Below are 25,152 nucleotides of genomic sequence, written 5' to 3'. Positions count from 1 at the left end.
GGGAGCCTGTTCTCCAACAACCTGTACCAAGCTTCGGCCCTGTCCTCCCCTCCAATAATGATAATCATTATCAAAAAAATCAACTAGCATAAATTATATCAGTGATATTGTATCTGTCAAATTGTTTGCAATTGAATTAACCATGTCAAAAAAGGGTGTTCGCAAAACCTTAATAGTCTAAAGAGCGAATGAGCAAATAAGGGCAATATCCTGTAAAATAGAGGTGGAAGATTTTAGGCCCCTCTTTTCCATTTTTACTGTAAGCAGTTCATGGAATTCAGGATTCATTAACTTGATGAATCAAAAAAACAGGAGGAAAATGATGAATCACATACTAATCGTCGAGGATGATATCGCCTTGAGTAACGGTATTATTCTTGCTCTTAAAGAACCTAACAACGTATTTGTGCAAACATATGACATTGCTACTGCAAAAGAACAATTGAACGTCACTCCCTTTGACCTAATGATTCTTGATATTAATTTACCAGATGGAAACGGGCTTGATCTTTTAACAGATATACGAAAAAAAACAACTATACCCGTCATTGTTCTGACTGCGAATGATATGGAAACAGATGTCGTCACTGGTTTTGAGCTGGGTGCTGACGACTATATCACCAAGCCTTTCAGTCTGATGGTGCTGAGAGCAAGAGTTGGTGTTCAGCTAAAGAAATCCAGATACTCGTTTGCAGACTCCATTCAGCTAGACAATTTTTCTTTTTCATTCGAGAGGATGGAATTTATTAAAAATGGTACACCTATTGAACTAAGTAAAACGGAGCAAAAATTGTTGCGCATCCTAATCAACAATCGAGGAAATACCGTTTCGCGTGATCATTTGATAGACAGCATCTGGACTGACGGAGCTGAATATGTAGGTGAAAATGCCTTGTCAGTTACGATAAAAAGGCTACGTGACAAGCTCGAGGATCATCCTTCTTCCCCACAATATATTAAAACGGTTTATGGGCTGGGCTACACATGGGCGTTGAAATGACAACACTCCTATATATATGTATTGGAATTACCGTTGTTGCTGTATGCACCGCTGTAAGTGCTATTATGCTTTATCGCAGGAGCATCCATAAAACAATGAAAACCATTGAGAACATGCTGGATGCCGCGATAAACGGTAGCTTCTCGGAGGATGTCTTTGATGAATCCGTTCTTTCTTCAATAGAAGCTAAATTTGTGAGATTTCTTTCCATTTGTTCCGTGTCCTCCAAAAATCTGCTTGCCGAAAAGAATAAAATAAATGAGCTGATTTCCGATATTTCACACCAAACGAAAACACCATTGGCCAACATCCTGCTTTATTCCCAACTACTTAGCGAATACGAACTATCACAGGATACCTCCACTTGTGTGAAAGCTCTATCTGCACAGGCCGAAAAGCTTAACTTTCTGATCCAGGCATTGTTGAAAACATCGCGGCTTGAAACGGGGATTATCACGGTAGCGCCAAGACGAGAATCTGTTCAAAAGCTCCTGCACAGTGCAAAGGAGCAAATTATGCCAAAAGCGGATGGCAAAGGCATCTCGGTTGTTATGGAGAATACGACGATTTATGCTTGCTTTGATCTGAAATGGACGTCCGAAGCAGTCCACAATATTATGGACAATGCTGTGAAGTATACAGAAACCGGCGGAAGCATTATCATAAATGTGATTGCGTATGATTTGTTTTGCCGGATCGATATTACCGACAATGGTATAGGGATTGCAGAAGAGGAAAAGAGTAAAATCTTTCTGCGTTTCTATCGCTCCCCTACCGTAAACTCACAAGAGGGTATCGGGATTGGACTATTTTTGGCTAGAAAAATCATCGTTGCTGAAGGTGGCTACATCAAGGTACAGTCACGCTGTCGCAGTGGCTCCACCTTCTCCATTTTCCTTCCCATGGACAAATAGTTCTTTCAACACCGTTAGATTTCAGAAAGGCTGTTAGAGGATTGATATGGTAAAGTCTGTATTGCAGGGCGTCACAATACAGACTTTTTATAGAGGAGAACGTATAGGGCTCTATTGAAAACTCAAGAGTTGAAAAAGTACTATGGCCAAATAGGAATTGTCAATGCATACCTCATATTTGGTAATAACTTGGATCTGGGGAGAAAAACAAAAATGTGACTCTGGAAAACGCTTATCCCCTTGAGGAAGACCCGCCGAATTATATGAATCATAATATCAACTTCCCAATCTATTTCCACCAATCTAGTATGGATACGAGAACGATCATAGCGCTAACTTTTGCTTTGCTGATAATCATGCTTATCGACTACTTGATCATCTACAATTTAGCGAAGCTTCACGGATGCCAATTAGCTCCATGAGTTTCGCTATTGACATTTGCGGAGATTTCCAAACGTTAGGGGAACAAACCCCCATGACGGCAGCCGCGCAGAACATGAAGAAGGGTGTTCCACCTGAATTGCCTAGAGGTATATGGGCAATACTCTACTTTCCCAGATATGATGCAAAAGAAAGAGCCCACGTCTCAAAAGACGAGGGCACCAGACAAACTAAGAAGTGTTCCTTACTTCTTCCTTTTCATTGGTCAACTAATACCGAGTTAGACAAAATCATTCTTTCAAAAAAATGGCGTGGTATGAGAGTTACAATATCCATTGGGTTCGGTACAATCCCATTTGCAACTATTACCATCACATTGTACTTCCATTTCAAAATCCATAATTTCTAAAACCTTAACTTTTTCCATGAATCCCACCTCCTTTCACTATTATAATGTCATTAAAAATATCTCTAAATATTCTATTGTAAAAATCAGTATGTTATTGGGCATAATTAGTTTATTATACAATGTTTACATCGAGGGGCAATACTCTACTTTCCCAGATATGATGCAAAAGAAAAAACCCCGTCTCAAAAGACGAGGGCACTAGACAAACTAAGAAGTGTTTTTACTTCTTCCTTTCAGGGGTCAATTAATACCTGATTAGATAAATCATTCTTTCAAAAAGATTCGAGGAAATGAACGCTACAATGTCCATTGTCATCAAGACAATCATGTTTGCAATTATTAGGATCACACTGTACTTCCATATCAAAATCCATGTTTTTTAAAACTTCAATTTTCTCCATGTTAATTCCACCTCCTTTCACTATTAAAATATCATTAAAGATACCTCCAAATTTCCTATTGTAAAAATCAGTATGTTATTTGACATAATTAGTGGCTTATGCACTGTTTACACCTATCCTGATATTTAAAATAAGGCCATAAATTCACGTTTATTCATTATTTGAGTTTTTCCAACAAGACCGTCGATGTCTCACTTTTTCAAAATAATTGAACTCATTGATTTGACAAGCATAGCATGGAAAAACAACGTTTACTTCTCTCCCTTCACGAGAACATGCAGTCACTAACTTTACAATGCTTTACAGACTGAGATTCCCTTTAAGTTATCCAAATATAGGGCTACCAACATGACGACTGTAAGTGAAATACTGACTCTGACTCAAACCTGACTATATATTGGTGATACTAATCGCCTGAACGACTTCAGGAACAGAAAACAATCGTCATTTGGCTTCGTGATGACGCTCTACTCCGCCTCCAAAACCGGATTCATCTATTAGATCCGAGATATCACTTATCGGTTGATGACACCTCAGTGTCGTTCCAAGTAAGAGCATCAGTCAATAATGTTTTGAGATATCTTTAAGGTAAAGGAATTAGAGTGATTACCATTTAATAGCTGATTCAGATCTTATCCAATGTAATTCTTATTTCATTAATTTGGTTACGTATTATTTCTCCTGTATCCAGATTTCCAAACACTTGTTAGCATGTCGCTTGCCCGTTACAGCTTCTGCACATACCCTCTCCTGATTAATATCCGCTGAACCATTAGCCTGAATTCACCGTGTTGCTGGTGTTTGTGCAGCCATCCTTTTAATTGATGTCGACCTGTAAATCGATGAACTCTATCTTAATTTTAACCGTATACTCATTAAATTTTGCTGGAATAAGAAATGTGGAGAGACGGACTGTCAAAGTTTCAATTTTCTCTGTGATCCTCTCATCTCTTTTTGCTTTTATAATATCAATACCATTATCATCCCTTCATATCCTGCAAGTGTAAATATCTTTTGATATAACAAATATCTCAGACAGAGTCTGTCCCTTCTACATTTCCCAACACCCATTACAATCTGATCTTTCTACTCTCACTCAATAATCTTTCAACTCTGTTAGATTTCAGAAAGATTGTAGAAAGAAAGAGGTATTATAATAAAATTTGTGTTCTAAGCAATTATGATGCAGATATTTTTATTGGGAGGAAAGCAAAAAATGAAGATATTAGAAACCAAAGGACTAAGAAAAACTTACGGTATAGGAGATACTGAGGTTCATGCGTTGGATGGAGTCAACATGGAGGTAGGCGCTGGGGAATTTGTGGCTATCGTTGGTACATCCGGCAGCGGGAAGTCCACCCTTCTGCATATGCTTGGTGGGCTGGATCGGCCTACAAGCGGAAACGTCACCGTTGACGGCAAGGATATCTATTCTCTGAAAAATGAAGAATTGACCATTTTCCGCCGAAGAAAGATTGGCTTCGTGTTTCAAAATTATAATCTAGTTCCAGTCTTAAATGTCTACGAAAATATCGTGCTCCCCATTGAACTGGATGGGAAACAACCAGACAAAGCCTATCTGACCCAAATTACGAATACGCTGGGGCTTGAGAACAAATTAAATAATCTACCGGGTAATCTTTCAGGAGGGCAGCAGCAGCGGGTAGCCATTGCGAGAGCACTGGCGACGAAACCAGCCATTATTTTGGCCGACGAGCCTACTGGCAACCTGGACAGTAAAACCAGCCTGGATGTCATAGGGTTGATCAAGGTATCCAGCCAACAGTTCGCCCAAACGATGGTGATGATTACTCATAATGAAGAAATCGCGCAGATGGCAGACCGCATCATCCGCATTGAGGACGGTAAAATAGTAGGTGGTGCGACCCGATGATCAAAGTAAAAAACAGTAAGGCGGTTCGTAATTTATCAGATAAAAGTTTAAAAGCGAATAAAATCCGCAATATTATTGCGATTATCGCTATTGCCTTAACCACTTTGTTATTTACATCTCTGTTTACTATGGGAATTGGCGCGATGGAAAGTTTCCAGCAGGCAACGATACGACAGGTTGGTGGGAAAGCGCATGCTTTTATCAAATATATCAACGATGAGGAATTTAATCAGATCAAAGACCACCCTCTTATTAAAGAGATAGCATATAGCCGCGTGTTAAGTGAAAAAGTGACAAACGAGCAATTTTTAAAGCGTCGTGCGGAGTTCTGGTATCATGACGATGTAGGGCTGAAGCTAGGATTGATTGAGCTAGAAAAAGGCCACAAACCAGTGGCAGAAAATGAGGTTATCGCGGACTCTAAGACCCTACAGTTACTGGGTACTCCCCTGAAAGAGGGCGCCCCATTGACCTTGAAGCTTGAGGTTCACGGCAAAATGGTACAGCGTGAATTTATCCTCTCCGGCTGGTGGAAGAGTGACCCCGCCGCCACGATAGCCAGAGGTCAAATTTATGCTTCTAAAGCTTATGTAGATGCCCATGCCGAAGAATTACGCTACACATATAAGCAGGACCATGATATGACCGGAGCCATCAATGCAGATATCATGTTTGATAACAGCTCGAACATGCAAGAAAATCTTAATAAAGTGATTACAGAAAGCGGTTATTCCCTGGACAAAAATGCACCGAACTATATTAACGGTAATATTAACTGGGCGTATCTTTCCAACACTTTTAGTTCGAACCCTGAAGCCGTCTTTCCCCTAGCAACTGGTCTGTTACTGATCATGCTTACTGGCTACTTGATCATCTATAATATTTTCCAAATCTCGGTGATGCGTGATATTCGTTTCTACGGTCTTTTAAAAACCATCGGCACAACCAGCAGGCAAATCAGCAGAATCATCCGAAGACAGGCATTATTTCTTTCCTTGATCGGAGTTCCCGTCGGCTTGCTCGCAGGTTTCTGGGTCGGCAAATCACTTACCCCTCTGCTGCTTATGAACACTTCTATGCACGCAAATGCTGAGGTAACCATATCCCCCAGCCCATGGATTTTTATCGGCTCCGCTCTGTTTGCAGTCATAACAGTTATGATCAGTGCATATAAGCCTAGCAGAATTGCGGCAACTGTGTCTCCGATTGAGGCAGTAAGATACGTAGACGGAGCTACCAAAAAGGATAAGAAAAAACTAAAAAAATCAACTAACGGTGCTAAAATGCCGCTGATGGCTCGAGTCAACTTAGGGCGCAATAAGAGGCGGACTACTTTGGTGCTGCTTAGCCTTTCTCTAGGTCTAGTGCTACTGAATACTACTTTTACATTATCCCAAAGTCTGGATATGAATAAGTATGTGTCTAAAAGCCATGACACTGACTTTCTAATTGCACATGCTGATTATTTTCAAGAACATTTCACAGGCCATGACAATGCAACAACGGAAAGCTATATTAAGGCAGTACAGGCACAACCCGGTTTTGAAGAAGGTGGACGATTGTACAGTGGCAGCAATCTATTCGCTATCGAGCATAAAGATAACAAAGAGGGGAAGGGGGAAATCGTCACTCCTGACGCTCGCGGCAACTTATCTGCAATAATGTATGGGCTTGAAGATCTCCCCCTTCACCGACTACAATTAATTGATGGTGAACTTGATTATGGCAAGCTAGCTTCGGGAAAGTACATTCTGGAAGGAGTCTGGTTAGACGATTACGAAAATCCTGAAATGAAACGATCCGTATACAAAGTAGGTGAAAAGGTTACTCTTCATAACTATATAGACACAGCAAATGCCCAAGAGTATACTAGCCATAAATTCACAGTTCTAGGTCATGTCGGAATAAAATCATCCAATTCTGGTGTAGACGTTGCTAGTTATACTGACTTCTATCTCCCGGCGGATATCTACAAAACGCTTGTCAAGAAGCCTGTAGTGATGAGTTACGCCTTCAATGTATCCGACAGTAAAGAAAAAACGATGGAGAGCTTTTTAACGAATTATACCGAAGCAAAGGAGCCCGTTATGGACTATCGGTCCAAATCCACCGTAATTGCCGAGCTTTCAGGTATGCAAAAAACAATTCTGATGATCGGTGGTACGCTCAGTATTATTATTGGTGTGATTGGCATTCTTAATTTTGCAAACGCACTTCTAACTAGTATTCTGACCCGGCATCAGGAATTTGCTATACTACAAAGCATTGGCATGACCAACAAACAATTAAAAACAATGCTTGTTTATGAGGGTCTGTACTATGTCCTCGGCACCAGCATATGCTCCATCTTATTAGGAAGCCTACTTTCCGTCTTGATTGCGAAACCCTTGAGTGCCCAAATATGGTTTATGAGTTATAAATTTATTATCTGGCCGCTGATCCTCGTGTTGCCTGTTCTGCTCGTGCTTGGGATCTGTCTTCCCCTTGCTATTTATTCTCTGAGCGACAGGAAAACTATCGTAGAACGACTGCGAACAGCAGAATAAATACCTCCTAGTCAAGAAAAGAAATGACCTAGCAAAACTTCTGGCTAGGTCATTTCTTAGTTACTCACCTCTATAGTTTGTACTCGTTCCCTAACCTCCCTGAAATTAATTATAATAATGAGAAAACAGAGAAAATGCATACGTACCACCTTCAAATTGAACTCTGGTGTGTATATTCTAAACTTCTGTCCTTTGATGGCCATGACAAAAATCCCCTTTAGAAAAATAGTGCCAGCTCACATCATACATGTGCTCTTTTAACACTCTCTACCCAAAGGGGATAATATCACCGTCCCCATCTGAGGAATCAGTGGGTAGAAAGAAGAAGCTCGAAGTTCTTTAATATATATTCATACTCCTTCACTATTGAATAGTGTATCCTTTGAGTTGCACAAAATACAGGTGATGATTCATAATAATTTCCAGTTTGGATTTTATTAATAATTTTACACATTTTGCTGCGACAATTATTATACATAGCACACTTTGTACAAGCTCCTTTGTTCTTTTGATTGATTACGTCTAAATTGGATAAACGTTGTTCAACTATATCGTAAAACACATCTCCCATGGAAAATTCTCCGTGTCCTACTGCAAGAATACATGGATAGATTTTTCCTTCACTGGAGATATGGAAGCTGTTATGACAGCCGTCACAGACCCCTCTTGGTCGGAAATGTTCGTTTTTGAAATTATATAAGAAGTACTGTGCTTTGGTAAGATTGTTATTCACCATATATGAAAATATTTCGTTAAGATTCTTTTGATAAACTTTCATAAGTTCTTTATTCCAATTTGGATCACTTTCATCTAGTGCAAAGCTGACAATCGGATACCCTTTTTCAAAAAGAAAAATATAATTATCAGCAAAATATGAAACATTATTAGGTGTAACGGTCATTCTTACTCGGAAAAAATGTGATTGATGATTAATGTAATCAAGGGTTTCAATCACTCTATTGAAACTTCCTTTTCCATTTCTGTATACTCTATTGATATCGTTACTTTCCTGCTTCCCATCCAAACTAACTGTTAATTGGATATTTTCAGAAACATAATCAATCATTTCTTGGTTATAAATGGTTCCATTTGTCGTCATTGTAAAAGAAATATCGCCATGAATTTTTTGCTTTAATTCTTCTACAAGATAATGAATGATCGGATAATTAAGTAATGGTTCACCCCCATGTAATGCTATGCGTATTTTATCTTTATGATCCAAAGGATTTGCAGCAAGCTTTTTTTCCGTAAAATCAATAGCCTTTGTAGCCGTTTCCCTACTCATCGTTTTCGGGGCTTTACTAACATAACAATATTTACATTTCAAGTTACAATCCTCAGTTACCCAATATGTGAAGTTCATGGCATTACTCTCCTTAAATAAAGATTTAGCTATTCCAAACTAGTTCTTGAAGTTGTTTCTTTTGTGTTTGACAAATGGTATCGAACAACTCTTGGTTTTGATGCAAATAGTAGATGTTGCTAATGCAGTGATGGCAAAATAAATTAACGTTGCAGTTCTTACAGGGTTCAAATTCCCATGGTCTTACACATCCGATTTTATTGTGATCTGCTTTTTGATTGCCTTTAGCTATTAATTCAATTAAATTATCATCAAATACATTTCCTAAAACAAAATCATCAGAATCCATCAACCCTCCACAAGGATAAATGTTCCCATTTCCTCCAATAAATAATTCCCTTTTTCCTGGTGAACAAAGTCGACAGGTAACATCTTGAGAGGTCAGATCATCTACAAATGGCTTTTCGGGAAAAATCTCTTCACTATTCTCTCCTGCCCTTCCAGCGGATGTTAAGATTCTTACAATAGGTTTAACACCTAATTTTTCACACAAATCAAGGAATTTATCTTCACCTCCATCAAAAGTATATTTTGTAATAACCATTGATAATGCGATTTTTTTTAGCCCTTTACTTTGCATTAGTTTTATACTTTTTATAACTCTACTAAAAACACCTTTGCCTCTAACTTGATCGCAAGTTTCTTCATCATAACCGTCCAGACTAAGGGAAACATTATCTACATACCTAATCAATTGTTCCACATTTTTTTGGGTTATAAAAAGGCCATTGGTAGAGAGCAAAATGGCTCCGTTGAATGTTTGTTTTATGTACGCCAAAAGCTCCATGATATCTAATCGCATCATAGGCTCTCCACCCGTAACATTGATGGCTTGGGGTTTAAGTACGACGATCTGATCAATGATTTCTTTCACTTTTTCAGTTGTTAGTGCATCGGTAAAATGAGCATCCGCTGAAGCGCTGCAATGTTTACAGTGTAAATTACATCTATTTGTTAATCCTAGATAAACAACATCTAAGACCTCCTCATGAATATTTGTTAATTGTTCTTCGGTTAGAATACATTTGATATTTACTAATTCATAAAAGAGACTTGTTAAATTATGAATAACGTCAGCATGTCGGGAAATTTTGGTAGGATTTAATAATGATTCAATTTCCCCTTTATTAACCATATCCTTCAGCACAAGATAATAAGATTTAGAGGTTTTCAAAAAAGCTCCTGATTTTGTATTCGCGATAATGACTTGATGATTATGAAACAGTTCACGTGAGTAAGGATTTAAAACATATACCATGATTTTTTCTCCTCTCATACATCCCAAATTCATTTTCCATTCTATTAAATAGATCATGAATTGTTCTGATATTTACTGTTATGTCATAATCTAATGTTTTGATGCCATAAATTGATAATAATTAGAGTTAAATAACAATGGATTTTTTAGAGTATCGGAGGGGTAATAGATAGTTACGCTAAATCCGTAAAAAACGTATACATAGATGTATTTCACGACATTAAAGAGGTCATTTATACCATAAATATAATTATTAGATATTCAATAGTAGAATGAGAAGTAGCTTCTTTTATATATTTGTATCAGAAGGGCGGAATGAAAATTTATGCTTCAAAAATATAATTGGATTTTTAAAGGAGTCCATAAATTCCATTTTTTTATTGTACTAATTTTGGTTTTTCAAGCTTTAGATACAATACTTAGCATGATAATTCCCCAATACATAAGTAAAATTGTTGACTCTGGGTTAATATCCAAAGATCTCTCCTTAATTGTGAAGTTTATAGGAATAGCAACAGGCTTATTTATTCTATCTCACCTAAGCAGTTTACTTTGTGAATTCATTTTTGCCGAATTAGGCAAAAGAATCTCTTATGCTATGAAAAAAAAGTTGTTAGAAAAGTTTTTTGTTTTGCCAGGTGAGACCATTACTTCAAACAACGATAAGCTATTTTCCCTGTTTATTAACGACATCGGAATCATCGAAAGATTAGTATCCCACGGTATCCCTATGCTAATATCAAACTTACTTTTTCTAATTGTTATTTGTATTGTATTGCTTTTTTTCAACTACAAATTATTTACACTTGTATTTTTAATCATGCTTTTAACAATGATTAGTCAAATATTCTTTAATAAAAGAATTACTCAAAAGACAAAAGCAGTCATGAATGCTTATGATGACTCTATTTCTTATATTAGGCATACGCTTGGAACACTTCTGTATTCTATTGGAATGGATATAAAAGACTATATTTTGGGAAAGTACATGCCTTTAGAGGAAAAGTCACTTGAAGCTTATAGACAGAGAAGCAATACAATTATCGTAGCTTCCACTGTCCCTTCTGTCATTACCTCTATTGGAAGTGTATTGCTTTTGGGGATGGGTACAATTTTAGTAATGAAAGGCCAAACAAGTATGGGAGTACTGACGGTATTTGTTTATTATTCAAATCAGATCATAAGTCCCATCAAAAGTGTTACAAACTATGTGGCCGCTTGGAAGCAGACAAAAGTATCAATCGAAAGAATCGAGTCTATTATAAGAGCTGAAGAGGTGAAATAAAATGGACATAGAATTTAAAAATGTAAGTTATAGCTATAACGGTTTGGAAAAAGCGCTATCCGATGTCTCGTTCTCTGTTCATGGAAATCATATTTTTTGCCTTTCAGGACGCAACGGGGCAGGAAAAAGCACACTATTAAAATTACTCACCAAGATTAATTGTAATTATACAGGTGATATCTTAGTGAACGAAAAGGAAATGAGAGAATGGAAACGTAAAGATATTATCAGCAAAATAGGCATTTGCTTCCAGGAACCCGTCATGTATGTAGATACGATCTTTAACAATATAACTTTGGGGCAACCGGGTATCCCCATGGAACAACTGAATTCATATATTGAATTATTGGATACCAAGAAATTTATCGAAGAAAGTAAAAAAGATCAAGTAATCGGTAAAAACTTTTCTTTATCAGGAGGACAGCAGCAATTAATTTCGATACTACGGAATATCTATACTAATAAAGAAGTATTAATTTTTGATGAACCCACTTCAAATTTAGATGGTGTTGTAAAAAAGAACTTTATTGATCTACTAGATGATCTAAAGTACAACCATACCATCATATTAATTACACATGATAGTGAACTAGGGAGTAAATATGAACAAATATTGTTGTAATGCAGGAGCAGGACGTAGCTGCATAAGCGTCTACGCCCTTTCACGAATTCGCTTCCTGTTCTAAGTCCCATAAAATAATATTGACGCAAAACCGGTCTCCCACGGTCCTTATATCCAGGATTCCTGAGTTTTCTTTTACAATCTGCTTGACACTTTTCAATCCAAAACCATGGTTTTCTTTATTCTTTTTATTACTTATAAAATTACTATTTACAAACACCGGATTAAACGTGTTGGAAATCTCTATATAAAGCTGCTTTTCATGATATTTTATTTTTATATCCATTATTTTCTTACCTTCAGTTACCTTGTCACAGCCCTCTATTGCATTATCCAGCAAATTACCAAATACAACGGCTATAATATTATTATTTAGAGAAAATTTTTCTGGAAGAAAACTATCAACGTTCACTACAATATTTTTTTTAGTAGCTAAATTTATTTTCTCGGTGAGTACGTAATTAAGCACATTGTTCGGTGAATATTTCTGAGTTTCAGTACATTTAATATCTGAGAGAATTTCTTCTATAAACCCCTCTGCTGCCTCTACGTTATTTTCCTTCAGCAATCCTTTTAAGGTCAACAATTCATTTCTCATATCATGCCTGATTCTCCGAATTTCTTTTTGCGATTTTTCCAGATTATCATAGTGAATATTTTCTGCTTTAAGATTGAAATTTAATAATTCCTGCTCTATCATTTCGCCGTACATTCGGCTTAATTGTTCATAAATAATTAACATGATGATATTGATTGATAAAACACCAATCATAGAAATTACACTTAACCACTCATTTGGGTTCTTGCCTGATCTTAAGATCAAATCAAAATGACTGCACGACAAGCAAAGAGTTATGATAGGAACTGCATACAAACACATGTATAAATAATGCAGAGTAGTTTCTCTTTGATAAACATCTATTTTAAAAAGTAAAGGAACCCATAAAAAAAAGAAAAATTTACTGATTTCTGAGAGGAGAGCACCCGCTTCGTAATAATAAGATACATTATCTGATGTAAGGAGTACATTTGGAAAACAAACATTCATGATGGCGTAACATACTCCTTCAGATAAGATTTCAATTGCAATTACAACTGTACCCCAACACAGTTTTGTTGTTATATGATTTTTCGGGTAAAAACAAAGTACAGTGAACACTGGAACAACATTTAGCATAACATCAAATGTTGTTTTTAAAAAGTACATACCGACTACTGTCAGACCTATTAATGCAATCGTAAACAGCAAGATTTTCTCCGTCGAAAGTCCCTTTTTAGTAAATAAAACTTTATTCAGAAATCTACTTATAATGAAAATATCAAAAGAATTTAGTATAAAATCAAACATGGCTCTTTCCAATTAGAATCTCTTCCTCATATAATTCATCATTTTTTGTTTAAAATCTTTTTTATACTTTCTACTGATCGGTAGTTCCAAATAAGTGTCCTGAATTTCGCCATTTACAATCCGTTTCATCATAATATTTTCGCATTTTATTCCTACAACGTATTTCAGGTTAATGATATACGAAGCATGAATCTGAGTGAAAGCCATCGGATCGAGTTGAGCAAGAATTTGTGAAGTTGTCTGATTACACTTATATTCTTTTGTTTCTGTATAAATATGAGCAGCCCTTCCACTTTTCTCAAAGTACATAATTTCATCTTCGTTTATAATGAGCTTATTTCGTTCATAGCTAAACTCAAAATAACTATGTGAACTATGCAAATAGTGATCAGCTCTTTGAAGAACCTCAAAAAGGGTTTCTTTATTCACAGGTTTCAGTATGTAATCAAAGGTTTGTACTTTAAATACATCTGGCATGTATTCGTCATAATTGGTTATAAAGATAATTACAGCTTTATTGTCAAACTCTCTTACTTTTTTGGCTAAACTAATGCCATCCATATCCGCCATCTCAATATCAAGCAGATAAATATTGTATTCAGTTTTATTCTTAGCTACATATTGCAGCAACTTTTGCCCACTTCCAAAAGTATCTACTTCTACTTTAGTAAAGGGATATTCTAACGTAAACCTCTCCACCCGGGCCAGTTCTACATTTGTATCATCACACAGAGCAATGTTTAACATCCAATCACATCCCTACATACATTAATTATTCTTAATTGTAAAGTATCGTGTATAAGTTAACCCATGAACTTCACATCAATGAATTAATTCTCAGTTGCAAGGAACATATGATTTCCGGTCATGCCCAGCACAATTCCAATCCCCTCTTTGCTGGGTTTATTATGTAGTTTCAAAGTTTACCTTATTTATTATAGATCGCTTACTAATTACATATATAGTATACCATTTCAAGTTTTCTATAATCAAATCTTTTTTCTAAATAAATACATTTTTATATTTTTATTTAAATACTAAAAATATAGATTTCAAACAGCTTAATTTGATTAAATACCTAGCTCCTCCAAGTACTTCAACAATGCTGCAAGAGAACATACATTTAATATATGTATATTGTGATAATCGTTTAAGGTATGATCCAACTCTTTTTCTAAGCTACTCCAAAAATCATCAAAATTATTAAAAGTTATTCCCGTCAACTCAGAAATAAAAGGAACTTTATTTAAAGAATGGATGTCAATTTCAAGATTAGTGGTTTCATAAATCGCTTTTTTTATAGACCTGCCAAATTTTTTTACTAAGTTACTATAAATGTCAGCATCAAGGATAGGTTTAAATTCAGGTACTGTCACCTCATATTCCAAAGCACTGCGTTCAAGAATATCATTAACTTCTGAAAACGTGATATTTTTATTATAAATGACAGAGTTCGTCACCTCAGAAGAGATCAGTTGCATACTTCTCCCCACACAAAGAGCATTCGCTTTAGAGGTACCTTTAAAAAAGGCAAATCGTTCGGCAAGTGTATAGACAAAAATTGGAGCTTCATCAAATACGGCTTGGATCTCTTTATTTTTTGAAAACAAAAATGACTCAATTGAACAAAACATTTGCCCATTTACACCAATGACAGTAGGCAGACTAGCTGGATAACTACTCTGACTACCATTTTTTACAGATACAAAAATAAGTTTATTTTGATCTACTAACTGCTGTGTAATTTGGCTAAGTTGCTGATAGTATCCTTCTGAAGTAACCGAAATGCTTATGCATATATATTTAATATTCAGATTAAGGCATTTCTTCAACGCCATCTGCAAGAGTCTAGTACTCGTTTTCCCTTCTTCATTTGCTATTTTTATGATGTAAAATTGAGCCTCACTAAAAACTTGCATAATCGTATCTGCCACAGATGTTCCATGCCCATGGTCATCCTGAAAATCATTATCCTCGATAATTTCGTTTCCTGAAAATTGAAATCTCACTCCATCTATAACATGTTTACTTAAACTACGATTCGTCATGTCCATTCCAGTATCAATTATGACTACTTGTTTGTTGTTAAACATAGTCTTCACCTATCCTATCAAATTTGTAGAATGCTATATATAAATTAGCACTTTAGTTTGATATAGAATGTGTAAGTGATAAAATAACCAATTTCATGCTATAAAAAGCAAATTTTCGATAAAAATGTATTAAAAATTCAATGCTGACCATTATAATTACGAGTTACTAGAGTATTCAGCAAGACGCAAAATGACACAATATGCGCTGATTATTACAGTAATATTTCTACATAGATCAACTGTAGTAACCTTATTCATAGATTAACTACAGCTTAAGAATACAGGCTATCTGGAAGCAATTAATCTCAATAGTCTGTTAAGGCTCCGTATAAATATTTTAAGAAGGTGATAATCAAAATAATATTATATGTCCGTAAAATTAGTATCAGGCAAAAAATTAATGTGGAGGTTTCTTATGATAAAAAACCGAAAATTTCTACCGTTCAAACTAGCTTTTATATTCTGTATGTGTTTGACAAGCTTTTTCATTGCTAATGATACTAACTATGCTGCAGAACATAAGAATTTTACGACTATAGAACAAAATAAAAATATTCCGACTGTTGAAGAATACGAGAATGATGTAAAAGATTTACCTAGACTTAATGCGAATGAAACCATGGACAAATTCAACTCGGGAGAAGGTTTTTACTTTTATATTGGTAGACCTAGCTGCTCCTATTGTCGTGAATTCTCTCCCATTTTAAAAGAATTTTCTACGCGGATATCACAACCAATCTATTACTACAATATGGATGGTGGAGACTGGGGACCTGTCACTTGGCAATTTCTTAGAGATCATATCGATTTACAAGGGACTCCGACTTTAGCCTATATTAAAGATGGAAAAGTTGTTGTTCAACAAGTGGGCACAGGACCAAATGTAGATGAATTACAAACTATTTTTGCCGATTGCCCTCAGTAACCTTTCGCATTTAAAATGATTGATCCAAATCATTGAAACTTTGACTCGCAAGATGGAATTCTTTGAAAAAGGCGTCCCTCTTGCGAGTCTTCTATACTTTATAATTTAATCACAATTCCCACTCTTCCCGTAAAAGCCCCATTCGGATCGAATCATAATACTCTCCATTATAATATCTGCACTTTCGAAGCCTGGCTTCGAGGGTCATGCCCAGCTTCTCCCCCACCTTCATCATCCGATGGTTTCCTGACCAGGTTGTAAAGCCCACTCTTACTAGAGGCAATGTATTAAACAAATGCGTGATCCACAGTCGAAGTGCCCTCGTACCATACCCACCGCTCCAATACTGCGAATCAAAGATACCTATCCCCATTTCAAGCCATTGTGAAGGTTGATGCTCCCAATAATAGCTCACTGATCCAATGACCTTGCCTTCCACTTCAATGATCCAAAAGTCATCTTGTCCGATTCGCTTTTCCTTCTCTTTTAAATAATCATTCAAAGAAATTGGCTTATGTTCATAGTAGGGTGCATCCCACTGTTTCCATTCCGGTGCTTCTTCCTTAAAAGTTAACGTCCAAAGAGCAGGCAGGTCTCCTTCTGTAACAGGCCTAATCGTTAAATCCTTATCCGTATACATTGAGTACACTCCTTTAATAATAAAATTCATTCTATCTATATTGGGCTATATCGGGCTTTATTGTATCTGCTTTTGCATTATTTCGAATTTCTATTTTTGTCCGTCATGAAACTGTATTGTAGCAAGATCGTAATTCAAGTTGACAAACAACCAAAAATAATATATCTTAATATCAAGATAATAAATATAAAGAAAAGTTTACGACTGGTTATTTTGTTTTAAAAAAACTAATCATATATAAACCAAGGAGGGCAATAATATGAAACTGTTAGGATTGCATCACGTTTCGGCGATTACAGCGGCAGCGGCTAAAAATGTTGATTTTTATACTCAGGTAATGGGACTTCGGTTGATCAAGAAAACGGTGAACCAAGATGATGTTAGTGTATACCACCTTTTCTACGGAGATGAGCGTGGAACTGCGGGTACGGAAGTCACTTTCTTTGAAATTCCACATGCGGGACAAACTCGTACAGGCAATAACAGCATTTCGGCGCTCTCCCTGCGGGTACCGAATGACAAGGCACTGGATTACTGGAAAAACCGCTTCGAGCAGCTGGATGTAAAACACGGCGAAATTACGGATCAAGCGGGACGCTTGGCGCTTTCGTTCGAGGATTTTGAAGGACAACGCTTCTTCCTCGTTTCAGATGAGCATGATCACGGAATGCGCGGCGGCACGCCTTGGGAGAAAAGCCCTGTCCCTGCCGAATACGGCATTGTAGGACTTGGACCGGTTCATCTGACCATTCCTAAAGCGGAGAATACCATTCTCATTCTTGAACAGGTTATGGGCTTCCGCAAAAAAGGCTCTTACCCTTCCCCCGTTGCCGGACAACCGGATGTGGTCATCTATGAAACAGGTGAAGGCGGTACAGGAACTGAAGTTCATCTGGAGGAGCGCAACGATCTGCCACAAGAGCGACCAGGACGCGGCAGTGTACATCACGTAGCTTTCCGTGTTGAAACCGAGGAAGAGCTCAAACAGTGGGTAGAGCGTATTGGGCAGCTGCAAATTTCCAACTCAGGCTTTGTAGATCGCTTTTACTTCCGTTCATTGTATTTCCGTGAGCCGAACGGCATTCTGTTTGAATTGGCTACCGATGGACCCGGCTTTGATACGGATGAAGAACTGGAGTTCCTGGGTGAATCGCTGGCTTTACCGCCATTTTTAGAATCGCGCCGCGCATCTATTGAAGCCAATCTTAAACCGCTTAACACCAAACATTAATAGGGTTATATTTGCTCTAAAATCACACAAAGCCGGGACTCCTACATCATGTAGAGATTCCCGGCTTTTTTCGTGCAACCGCCCTGCTTTCACCTATAAAAACATGTCATCTGCAAGCTTTTTAGCTTTGACAGGTAAGCGGAAATGCCCTTTTTAGTTATGCTTACAGCTTTTTATCATCCACACTGTTCAGCCATGCTTCGATTTCTCCGATTACAGAGGCGATACAGCCATCTTGGAACGGCGAGATTAGTCCAGCCAACTCAACCAATCCGGTAAAAGATCGACTTCCTCCGGCACGGCATAGCTTCAAATAATCTTCCCATGCAGCTGTCCGATCGATACTCATGCGTTTCCAGAATTGGAACGCGCACAGTTGCGCGAGTGTATAGTCAATATAGTAGAACGGGGATTGAAAAATATGACCCTGTTTGTGCCAAAACCCGCCCTGCTCCAGATACTCGTTGCCTTCATAATCCAGATGCGGTTTATACTTACGTTCAATGGAGCGCCATGCGCTTTTACGTTCGGCTGGGGTCCAGTCTGGATGTTCGTATACGGCATGCTGGAATTCGTCCACGGCTACGCCGTAAGGCACGAACAGCAACGACGAGGATAGATGTTCAAAATGATATTTGTCCGTATCTTCTTCGAAGAACAGATTCATCCAAGGCCATGCGAAAAACTCCATGCTCATAGAGTGGATCTCAGCCGCCTCCATAGTTGGCCAATGGTACTCAGGAATTTCAAAATGTCGGCTTTCATAGACCTGGAAGGCATGACCTGCTTCATGCGTCAATACGTCGATATCACCGGATGTACCATTGAAATTGGAGAAAATAAACGGCGTGCCATATTCACTCAAAAATGTACAATAGCCTCCGCTTTGCTTGCCCTTTTTGCTGATCAAATCCATCAGTCCACGTTCGATCATAAAGCTGAAAAATTCATGTGTTTCCGCTGAAAGTTCCTCATACATACGTGCTCCATTACGAATGATCCACTCCGGGTCACCTTTAGGCGTAGGATTGCCTGACAGGAAGTTGAAGCCCTCGTCATAATAGCGAAGCTGATCTACTCCGATCCGTTCGCGCTGGCGCTCCTTCAACTTGGTTGCCAGAGGAACGATATGCTTCAGCACCTGCTCGCGGAAATTGGCTACCATTTCGGCATTGTAATCTGTACGTCCCAAGCGGGCATAACCCAATTCTACGAAGTTGTCATAGCCCAGCTTGTGTGCCATGCGCGTGCGTACTTTCACCAGTTCATCATAAATCCGGTCCAGCTCGTCCTCATGCTCACTCATAAATTGATATTTAGCCTCGGAGGCCTGTTTGCGCGTCTCCCGGTTGGTAGCCATTTCAAAAGGCAGGAGCTGCGACAATGTGCGTTCTTCTCCCTCAAACGGGATCTTTGCTGAAGCAATCAATTGAGCATATTCCGAGGTCAGCTTATTTTCCTGCTGTAAATCCTCAATAATATCCGGATGGAACGATTTGAGTGCTACCTCGGCAATACTGAAAAGCTGGCTGCCCCATTGACTCTCCAACTCGGTTCGGAATGGAGAATCCACCAATGCCCGGTAGTAATCGGTTACATACTCCTGAATAACCGGCATGAAATCATCAGCATACTCTTGCTCCGCTTTGTAAAAGGCGTCCTCCGTATTAATGGAGTGCCGAACTTCCACCAATTGCAATTGTGTTTCCACATTACTGCGCAGCTTGTTAATCGCATGAATCACTTCATTTTGACGTTCTACGCTGTCTGCTTCACGAAACTGCTGCAACAGCGTTTTAAACCGCTGTTCAATTTCAGGTTGCTCTGGTCGACTGTAAGCCATTTGGCTGAATAATGTCATTGCTTCGGTTCCTCCTTAAATGTAATAAATCTGATGCTTATTATACAGTACGATTAGACCAAACTGGAAGCTGCAATTCCAAAAAAATACAACCTTAAAAGCCGCAATACTATGTATTGCGGCTTTTAAGCCTCATCTAACTCTATATATCAAAAAAGTCATGATCTAAAACAATCTAATATATATTCAGACTGATGGAGATTTATAAGTCTTTCTAAGATCGCAGACCTTCATGCTTTATTGATTTTGCAAACGATGTGCCGCATGCAGGGTCGGACCGACGAATTCATTCAGCTTGAAGCTACCTTCAATGGCCTGTGTAATAAATCTCTTGGCCTGATCCACTGCTTCACGTACAGTCAGTCCTTGAGCCAAACCAGCCGTTACCGCTGCCGAAGTGGTGCAGCCTGCACCGTGGGTAAAGTTTGTTTTTACAACATCGGCTTCAAACCAGTCAAAAGTGATTCCGTCATATAGCAGATCCATCGCTTTACCTGCGCGAATTTTGCCACGGTCCTTGATCAGTACATGCTTAGCTCCACGCTCATGGATAATCGCAGCCGCTTCCTGCATCTGCTCCAGTGTCGTGATTGGTCCATTCTTCGCCAGTTGCGAAGCCTCGAACAAGTTCGGTGTTACCAGGTCAGCGCCAGGAATCAACAATTCCAGCATCGCCTCTGTATTTTCCGGCTGAAGCACTTCGTCCGTGCCTTTGCAGACCATAACCGGGTCAATTACGATCCGCTTCAGATCATGCTTTTTCAAATGGCTGGCTACCAGCTCGATAATTTCAACGGAACCAAGCATACCGGTTTTCATCGCATCAAAACCGATACCTTCCAATACAGTACGCAGCTGCGCTTCTACCACATCCAACGCAACAGGATATACAAGATGATCCCAGGTTTTAGGACCCATCGCTACTACGGTTGTCAATACGGTCATACCATATACGCCAAGCTCCTGAAAGGTTTTCAGGTCTGCCTGAATACCCGCTCCACCGCTTGTGTCGGAGCCGGCTATCGTTAATGTTTTGGGAATCGTCATTTGTACATGCTCTCCTTCACTTTCTGTGCTGCATTTATCCTAATCCCGCTTGCGAAACTTGTCAACGCGCAAAACGGTCCTCTCTATGTTAAAAGTCACAAGCGACAGCAGCAGCTAAAAAACGAGAACATCCCCTTTTGAAACAGGAACATCCTCGCAATAACGTGTTATATGAAGAATTCGAAAGAAATTTGGAATTATAAATATCCACCGGTACTGTGATCATAGGCATGATTCTTTTCATTTGCACGTACGCCCAGACACAGACTCTGATACAGCTGCTGCTGTTCCGGTGTAGCAAAATTCCGATGCTGCTCAAATAAAGCCATACAACCAATGATATGTTCGGTATAGCTATTATCAACAGACAGTTGCAAGCAATGCAGTATTTGTCCCACTCCCTCGGGGTAATCGCCTTTTCGGAAATAATATTCCGCATACACCTTACAAAAGGATGCAAAGCGAAATGCATTAAAGTGCTTGCGATAATGAGTGTCCCATCGTTCCGGTGCAAGCTCCCAGAAGCTCTTGAGTTGCTGACTAAACAGTCCCAGTTCGGCATCCACGAAATAACCGAACCGGTTCGCCGATTCGAGCAAGGTGTTCAAGCCTTCCAGTGTCTCATCCGGATGCTCACGCAGGTAAGTAATATATTCATAGATTGCAGAAGTGTTGCCCATTTTAATTTCAATACAAAGTCGGTTGCCCTGTGCATATACACGATGCAGGTTGACCACTTTCCAGCCTTCTTCGTCTAAACCCTCAAACCAGCTCAAATCTGCATAACCCTCAATCCATTGCTTGGATTCCTCATATCTGCCCTGAAACTCATAGCAGCTGGCCTTGAGCAGATGCCCCTGAGCATAGTAATAAACGAGCGGCTTAAGCAGCTCCAGGTGCTCATCTCCAAAACGGTTCCGATTGCGATACAATGCCTGCGCCAGCTCTCTTAGCTCGTCCGCATACATTTCCATCTCGGACCATTGCATTTTTAAAGCAAACACTTGAGATAGCATATGTAAGCCTTCCAGTGCGTAAATTTCCGGTAGACGACTACGGTACAAATGGAATTGTACAGCAGCCTTCAAGTTCCGTTGGTTATCCTTAATCTGAATCTGGAATATACGGAAATAGCTGATCGCCAACCGTTCAGAGTGGGTATACTTCTCACTCTCGATGACACAATCATACAGAAGCATGGCGGCTTCATGTCTGCCATCCTCAAACATCGCTTCTGCGGTCTCAAAAATAGCAGGAACGTTCGATAAATCGTCCATCAAATAGCCAAGTACACTGCGTATACACTCCAGCTTGTTCAACTCTGAGCAACGTAGGAGAAACGGACGCAACCTCCTCCAGTGTGGTAAGGAATGAATAAAACATTCATCCACATACATCTCGAACAAAGATCCTTCTTCCAATCCCATGGCCTCGGTAATCAGATCAAGCTGATTGACTGAGATAGGCCGTGGTGGGTTCCGATTAAGTATACCGCTAAGTGTACCCGGATTTACCTTGGAAGCATCTGCAAAACATTGCATTGAAATGCCTTCACTTTGAATATACTTTTCTATTTCTGCGCGGATCGTGGTGTTTTTTTCCAAAGGGACACCCCCTCAAACGAATGATGGTGACTTTTTCATTACCTTTTAAACCAAAATTTGTTTAATCAAAGTATATGTCTATTTATACGAGAGGTCAATAACTTTAAACACGACTCAGGACATATAAAATCACGAATTTTGTACGATTTTAAAACTGTTTTATGAAAAAAGACCGTCCTCTGCGGGACAGTCTATTTCTATTATTTTGATGCTGTGGACTTATAGGACAAAAACTAGTTAGCAGTTCTACCGTGAACGTCCGAAATCGATGGCAAACTTAGCGTATCCCTCTACCGTTAACCCTTCATAAAGCAACTCCGAATAGGCATTAGCGGCATCCGTTGCTTGCGGCGAGGTCAGGAACGTCACATGCGGACGCCCCGACCATGGGGCGAGGGACCAATGGCCGTCAGCTTTTGGCGTCAACGTCTTCATATGCCGCACGTATTCGGTCAGCACATGACGGTTCTCATCCGGTGAAGCAAGTATAATTCGCTCTCCACCCGGATTGACCAGCGCAGAGGAAAACGCGCGATAGTTATTCGTAACAACCAGATAATTTCGCTGCATATTCATCGGTTCGCCATCAAAAGACATCTGAATGATTCTGTGTGCATCTGGGTCCTTTAGGCCCCCGTCAGCATCATATCTGGCTGGCTGTGTTACATCAATCTGATACCTGATGCCGTCGATGATATCAAAATTAAAGCTTGGAAAATCAGAATTAATTAGCTCTTGCTCTTGTTCTGCTGAAGGATCAATTTGCCGGAATTGTCCAGCAGACCACTCTAGCCATTCCCGAATTTCCGTTCCGGTCAGTCGAACGACATGCAGCGTATTCGGAAAATTGTACAGATCGGCGATATGCTTGATCGCCAACGTCCCAGCCGGAATATGGGTATAGTACGACGGGCCATATCTGCCGCCTGTTTTAAAAGGAGCTGCTGCCGACAGAACGGGCAGTCCTTCGTACTCGCTCCCTTGCATCTGCTGCTTCACATACCACATTTGCGCATCATTCACGAGCTGAACCGAAGCATCATCCATCACCTGAGCAAAAAAGCTGTTCACCGCCATCGCCGTCTGACCTACAGGTGCACGAATATACTCTAATGTTCCGGCGTGCTCTTCTGCTACCGCCAGCTGAATGGCAGTATCCGGTTGTACCAGCGCCTCCTTGCGTATCGGATCATACACCGGGCGTACCTCGGCAGCAGATGCAGCCACTTGCCACTTCCCTCCACTAAAGGTCAGCTCCAGATCAATGATCCCCAGATGATCCCCCCAAAAGCCCGGCTCCACTGCTGGAATATCGTGGATGGTACCTCGCTCTATATCAACACCTGTTTTCCCCATAAACGAAGGTCCGGGAAATACTTTATGTGCATGACCAAACACAATGGCATCGATCCCTTCCACCCTGCTCAGATGCAGCACCGCATTTTCCATATCAAGCGTTTCGGGAATATCCTCAAAGCCTGCATGGGGCATGGCAATGATCAGATCGGCTCCCGCCGCCTTCATTTGTGGAATAAACCATCTTGCCGTTTCCAGCATATCTTTGACAATGATTTTCCCCTCCAGCCACGCCTTGTCCCATTGCATAATTTGCGGAGGAACAAAGCCGATGATCCCTACCTTCAACAGATGCTTACCGCCTGCTTCATCCTCTACCGTCTTATCCAGCAATAGATAAGGTGTAAAGTAATTTCGTTCTTGTTCTCCTGCTATATAAATGTTGGCATTCACATAAGGAAATTGCGCTCCTTGAAGGCAAGTCTGCAAGTATTCCAGTCCATAGTTAAATTCATGATTCCCGATATTGCCAGCCTCATATCCAAGCAGATTCATGGCTTTATAGGCGGGATGCACCGCGCTTGGGTCCTGTTGGATTCGCTGTACAGCATAATCTCCCATTGGATTCCCCTGAATCACATCTCCGTTATCCAGCAGCATATGGTTGGGTACCTCCGCCCGGGCTGTTTGAATGAGACTGGCCGTTTGCGCCAGACCGTAATGCAGCGTTTCCTGATCCGTATAATAATCGTAATTCCACAAACTGACATGCAAATCGGTTGTAACCATAATGCGAAATTTCACTCTCACAAGGCTTACATTATCTTGGTCTGCCTTTTCGTTAATATCCAAAATATCCAATCTTGTTCTCTCCCTCAGCTTCGGTCATAGAGCTTGAACAAGTCTAACAGAGCACTGTTAAGAGAATGTTAAAATAAGCATTTTGCATAAATCCAGAAAACGGTTTTTACCATACGATAAATTTTACATCATTTTTACCAAAGTCAGGAGTGGTTTTTACCCTAGCTACGGGA

General features: G+C 39.4%; 20 protein-coding genes. 8 read left to right on the top strand and 12 right to left on the bottom strand.

The genetic code is table 11. The features are described 5' to 3' along the window. The first annotated feature begins 322 nt into the window (after positions 1 to 322). A complete protein-coding gene (locus G9G54_RS19755) occupies positions 323 to 1,000 on the top strand; it encodes a response regulator transcription factor (RefSeq protein WP_165179309.1) in 678 nt (225 codons plus the stop codon). Beyond that, positions 997 to 1,914, top strand: a complete 918-nt coding sequence (locus G9G54_RS19750) for a sensor histidine kinase (RefSeq protein ID WP_165179308.1) — start codon at positions 997 to 999, stop codon at positions 1,912 to 1,914. Before G9G54_RS19755 ends, G9G54_RS19750 begins: the two co-directional genes overlap by 4 nt. A 679-nt stretch (positions 1,915 to 2,593) precedes the next feature. Here the strand turns inward: G9G54_RS19750 and G9G54_RS26075 are convergent. Both G9G54_RS26075 and G9G54_RS26070 read right to left on the bottom strand, forming a co-directional pair. Beyond that, complete coding sequence (locus G9G54_RS26075; RefSeq protein WP_274597354.1) at positions 2,594 to 2,722, bottom strand: hypothetical protein; 129 nt, start codon at positions 2,720 to 2,722, stop codon at positions 2,594 to 2,596. Positions 2,723 to 2,976: 254 nt separating this feature from the next. Continuing rightward, a complete protein-coding gene (locus G9G54_RS26070; protein ID WP_274597353.1) occupies positions 2,977 to 3,105 on the bottom strand; it encodes a hypothetical protein in 129 nt (42 codons plus the stop codon). 1,216 nt (positions 3,106 to 4,321) lie between these two features. Between G9G54_RS26070 and G9G54_RS19745 the strand changes: the two genes are divergently transcribed. Together G9G54_RS19745 and G9G54_RS19740 are read left to right on the top strand one after the other, a co-directional pair. Continuing rightward, positions 4,322 to 4,999, top strand: a complete 678-nt coding sequence (locus G9G54_RS19745; RefSeq protein ID WP_165179307.1) for an ABC transporter ATP-binding protein — start codon at positions 4,322 to 4,324, stop codon at positions 4,997 to 4,999. Further along, on the top strand, positions 4,996 to 7,545 hold the full coding sequence (locus G9G54_RS19740) for an ABC transporter permease (RefSeq protein ID WP_165179306.1): 2,550 nt from the start codon (positions 4,996 to 4,998) through the stop codon (positions 7,543 to 7,545). The genes G9G54_RS19745 and G9G54_RS19740 overlap by 4 nt, the downstream gene beginning before the upstream one ends. A 307-nt stretch (positions 7,546 to 7,852) precedes the next feature. Here the strand turns inward: G9G54_RS19740 and G9G54_RS19735 are convergent, their stop codons facing one another. Both G9G54_RS19735 and G9G54_RS19730 read right to left on the bottom strand, forming a co-directional pair. Next, complete coding sequence (locus tag G9G54_RS19735) at positions 7,853 to 8,908, bottom strand: radical SAM/SPASM domain-containing protein (RefSeq protein WP_165179305.1); 1,056 nt, start codon at positions 8,906 to 8,908, stop codon at positions 7,853 to 7,855. 25 nt (positions 8,909 to 8,933) lie between these two features. Further along, a complete protein-coding gene (locus G9G54_RS19730; protein ID WP_165179304.1) occupies positions 8,934 to 10,166 on the bottom strand; it encodes a radical SAM/SPASM domain-containing protein in 1,233 nt (410 codons plus the stop codon). 325 nt (positions 10,167 to 10,491) lie between these two features. Here G9G54_RS19730 and G9G54_RS19725 point away from each other — a divergent pair, with 325 nt between their 5' ends. Together G9G54_RS19725 and G9G54_RS19720 are read left to right on the top strand one after the other, a co-directional pair. Beyond that, entirely contained in the window at positions 10,492 to 11,451 is a 960-nt protein-coding gene (locus G9G54_RS19725) for an ABC transporter transmembrane domain-containing protein (protein ID WP_165179303.1), read from the top strand. A 1-nt stretch (position 11,452) separates the two neighbouring features. Next, positions 11,453 to 12,073, top strand: coding sequence for an ATP-binding cassette domain-containing protein (locus G9G54_RS19720; protein ID WP_165179302.1), 621 nt, complete (start codon positions 11,453 to 11,455; stop codon positions 12,071 to 12,073). Positions 12,074 to 12,113: 40 nt separating this feature from the next. Here G9G54_RS19720 and G9G54_RS19715 read toward each other — a convergent pair whose 3' ends face one another. From G9G54_RS19715 to G9G54_RS19705, 3 genes are all read right to left on the bottom strand, one after another. Then, positions 12,114 to 13,433 carry a sensor histidine kinase gene (locus G9G54_RS19715; RefSeq protein ID WP_165179301.1) on the bottom strand — a complete coding sequence of 440 codons (1,320 nt, stop codon included), beginning with the start codon at positions 13,431 to 13,433 and terminating at the stop codon, positions 12,114 to 12,116. Further along, positions 13,434 to 14,168, bottom strand: coding sequence for a LytR/AlgR family response regulator transcription factor (locus tag G9G54_RS19710; RefSeq protein ID WP_165179300.1), 735 nt, complete (start codon positions 14,166 to 14,168; stop codon positions 13,434 to 13,436). It abuts the gene before it with no gap. Positions 14,169 to 14,491: 323 nt separating this feature from the next. Next, on the bottom strand, positions 14,492 to 15,514 hold the full coding sequence (locus G9G54_RS19705) for a S8 family serine peptidase (protein WP_165179299.1): 1,023 nt from the start codon (positions 15,512 to 15,514) through the stop codon (positions 14,492 to 14,494). 415 nt (positions 15,515 to 15,929) lie between these two features. On the opposite strand from G9G54_RS19705, the gene G9G54_RS19700 reads away from it, so the two are divergent. Further along, positions 15,930 to 16,439 (top strand): thioredoxin domain-containing protein, encoded by a 510-nt coding sequence (locus G9G54_RS19700; protein WP_165179298.1) that lies wholly within the window; start codon positions 15,930 to 15,932, stop codon positions 16,437 to 16,439. 109 nt (positions 16,440 to 16,548) lie between these two features. Here the strand turns inward: G9G54_RS19700 and G9G54_RS19695 are convergent, their stop codons facing one another. After that, positions 16,549 to 17,079 carry a GNAT family N-acetyltransferase gene (locus G9G54_RS19695; protein ID WP_165179297.1) on the bottom strand — a complete coding sequence of 177 codons (531 nt, stop codon included), beginning with the start codon at positions 17,077 to 17,079 and terminating at the stop codon, positions 16,549 to 16,551. 259 nt (positions 17,080 to 17,338) lie between these two features. Here G9G54_RS19695 and G9G54_RS19690 point away from each other — a divergent pair, with 259 nt between their 5' ends. Then, positions 17,339 to 18,310 carry a ring-cleaving dioxygenase gene (locus G9G54_RS19690; RefSeq protein WP_104495608.1) on the top strand — a complete coding sequence of 324 codons (972 nt, stop codon included), beginning with the start codon at positions 17,339 to 17,341 and terminating at the stop codon, positions 18,308 to 18,310. A gap of 163 nt (positions 18,311 to 18,473) precedes the next feature. Here the strand turns inward: G9G54_RS19690 and G9G54_RS19685 are convergent, their stop codons facing one another. The 4 genes from G9G54_RS19685 to G9G54_RS19670 form a co-directional block, all read right to left on the bottom strand. Next, the gene (locus G9G54_RS19685; protein ID WP_053326125.1) at positions 18,474 to 20,171 is read right to left on the bottom strand and encodes a M3 family oligoendopeptidase; all 1,698 of its coding nucleotides are present in this window, start codon (positions 20,169 to 20,171) and stop codon (positions 18,474 to 18,476) included. A 237-nt stretch (positions 20,172 to 20,408) separates the two neighbouring features. Further along, positions 20,409 to 21,218, bottom strand: a complete 810-nt coding sequence (gene thiD / locus G9G54_RS19680; protein ID WP_013312022.1) for a bifunctional hydroxymethylpyrimidine kinase/phosphomethylpyrimidine kinase — start codon at positions 21,216 to 21,218, stop codon at positions 20,409 to 20,411. A 197-nt stretch (positions 21,219 to 21,415) separates the two neighbouring features. Continuing rightward, positions 21,416 to 22,822, bottom strand: a complete 1,407-nt coding sequence (locus G9G54_RS19675; protein WP_165179296.1) for a DNA-binding protein — start codon at positions 22,820 to 22,822, stop codon at positions 21,416 to 21,418. Positions 22,823 to 23,068: 246 nt separating this feature from the next. Continuing rightward, positions 23,069 to 24,979, bottom strand: coding sequence for a bifunctional 2',3'-cyclic-nucleotide 2'-phosphodiesterase/3'-nucleotidase (locus tag G9G54_RS19670; protein WP_165179295.1), 1,911 nt, complete (start codon positions 24,977 to 24,979; stop codon positions 23,069 to 23,071). Positions 24,980 to 25,152: the final 173 nt, after the last annotated feature.

Origin of the sequence: Paenibacillus sp. EKM212P (genome assembly GCF_011066115.1) — a bacterium.
GTDB classification, from domain to species: domain Bacteria; phylum Bacillota; class Bacilli; order Paenibacillales; family Paenibacillaceae; genus Paenibacillus; species Paenibacillus polymyxa_B.
The sequence above is the reverse complement of the archived record's forward strand: the minus strand, read 5'-3'. Positions and strand labels throughout refer to the sequence as shown.

Bases quoted from the DNA above. Each gene is read 5' to 3' on its own strand.
- G9G54_RS19755 (WP_165179309.1), top strand. From the start codon at position 323: ATGAATCACATACTAATCGTCGAGGATGATATCGCCTTGAGTAACGGT.
- G9G54_RS19750 (WP_165179308.1), top strand. From the start codon at position 997: ATGACAACACTCCTATATATATGTATTGGAATTACCGTTGTTGCTGTA.
- G9G54_RS26075 (WP_274597354.1), bottom strand. From the start codon at position 2,722: ATGGAAAAAGTTAAGGTTTTAGAAATTATGGATTTTGAAATGGAAGTA.
- G9G54_RS26070 (WP_274597353.1), bottom strand. From the start codon at position 3,105: ATGGAGAAAATTGAAGTTTTAAAAAACATGGATTTTGATATGGAAGTA.
- G9G54_RS19745 (WP_165179307.1), top strand. From the start codon at position 4,322: ATGAAGATATTAGAAACCAAAGGACTAAGAAAAACTTACGGTATAGGA.
- G9G54_RS19740 (WP_165179306.1), top strand. From the start codon at position 4,996: ATGATCAAAGTAAAAAACAGTAAGGCGGTTCGTAATTTATCAGATAAA.
- G9G54_RS19735 (WP_165179305.1), bottom strand. From the start codon at position 8,908: ATGAACTTCACATATTGGGTAACTGAGGATTGTAACTTGAAATGTAAA.
- G9G54_RS19730 (WP_165179304.1), bottom strand. From the start codon at position 10,166: ATGGTATATGTTTTAAATCCTTACTCACGTGAACTGTTTCATAATCAT.
- G9G54_RS19725 (WP_165179303.1), top strand. From the start codon at position 10,492: ATGCTTCAAAAATATAATTGGATTTTTAAAGGAGTCCATAAATTCCAT.
- G9G54_RS19720 (WP_165179302.1), top strand. From the start codon at position 11,453: ATGGACATAGAATTTAAAAATGTAAGTTATAGCTATAACGGTTTGGAA.
- G9G54_RS19710 (WP_165179300.1), bottom strand. From the start codon at position 14,168: ATGTTAAACATTGCTCTGTGTGATGATACAAATGTAGAACTGGCCCGG.
- G9G54_RS19705 (WP_165179299.1), bottom strand. From the start codon at position 15,514: ATGTTTAACAACAAACAAGTAGTCATAATTGATACTGGAATGGACATG.
- G9G54_RS19700 (WP_165179298.1), top strand. From the start codon at position 15,930: ATGATAAAAAACCGAAAATTTCTACCGTTCAAACTAGCTTTTATATTC.
- G9G54_RS19695 (WP_165179297.1), bottom strand. From the start codon at position 17,079: ATGTATACGGATAAGGATTTAACGATTAGGCCTGTTACAGAAGGAGAC.
- G9G54_RS19690 (WP_104495608.1), top strand. From the start codon at position 17,339: ATGAAACTGTTAGGATTGCATCACGTTTCGGCGATTACAGCGGCAGCG.
- G9G54_RS19685 (WP_053326125.1), bottom strand. From the start codon at position 20,171: ATGACATTATTCAGCCAAATGGCTTACAGTCGACCAGAGCAACCTGAA.
- thiD (WP_013312022.1), bottom strand. From the start codon at position 21,218: ATGACGATTCCCAAAACATTAACGATAGCCGGCTCCGACACAAGCGGT.